Origin of the sequence: Pseudotabrizicola sediminis, assembly GCF_004745575.1 — a bacterium.
Lineage (GTDB): Bacteria > Pseudomonadota > Alphaproteobacteria > Rhodobacterales > Rhodobacteraceae > Pseudotabrizicola > Pseudotabrizicola sediminis.
Map to the genome: position 1 here is coordinate 1 of NZ_RPEM01000059.1, position 716 is coordinate 716.

Here is a 716-nt window from a genome sequence, read left to right on the forward strand (position 1 = left end):
ATGTATGCGGACCTGAGCATGCAGGCGGATTTGCTAAAGGAAGCCCTTGGAAAAAAGTGACCGGGCCATCTCAACGCCGCGAGATGGCCGAGAATGCGGTGGCGCGACATGGGGCGAGCATTGCCCAGGCTTGTCGGGCGTTTGGGGTCAGCGAGACCTGCTATCGCTATGGCCCGAAGCTTCGTGCAGAGAACGAAGAGATCGCCGATCTGCTGGTCGGTCTGACCGATGCCCGCAAGACCTGGGGATTCGGGCTGTGTTTCCTGCACCTGCGCAATGTGAAAGGGCACCTGTGGAATCACAAGCGCGTCTACCGCATCTACTGCGAGCTGGAACTGAACCTGCGGATCAAACCCCGCAAAAGGCTGAAGCGGGACAAACCCGATGCGCTCGCGGTGCCGGAGGCGCCCAACATGACCTGGTCGATGCGTTGCCCGGTAGGCGTTTGCCTTCAAACGCCGTAAGGGGACTTCATGGCAGATCGCCTCGGTGATGGCCGTGCATTTCGGCTGTTGAACGTGCTGGATGACTTCAACCGTGAGGGACTGGGTATCGAGGTCGACTTCTCGTTGCCAGCCGAACGGGTCATCCGCAGTTTGGACAGGATCATCGAATGGCGTGGCAAGCCCGGAACGATAAGGGTCGACAATGGCCCGGAATACATCAGTGGCAAGCTGCTGATTTGGGCTGAGAAACAGGGCATCTCGATCCAGCAC

The 716-nt window shown here is 59.1% G+C and carries 1 pseudogene; it reads left to right on the forward strand.

The annotated features are described in order from the left end of the window. Positions 1-716 (forward strand): annotated as a pseudogene (locus EEB11_RS19290) (DDE-type integrase/transposase/recombinase); the annotation flags it as partial.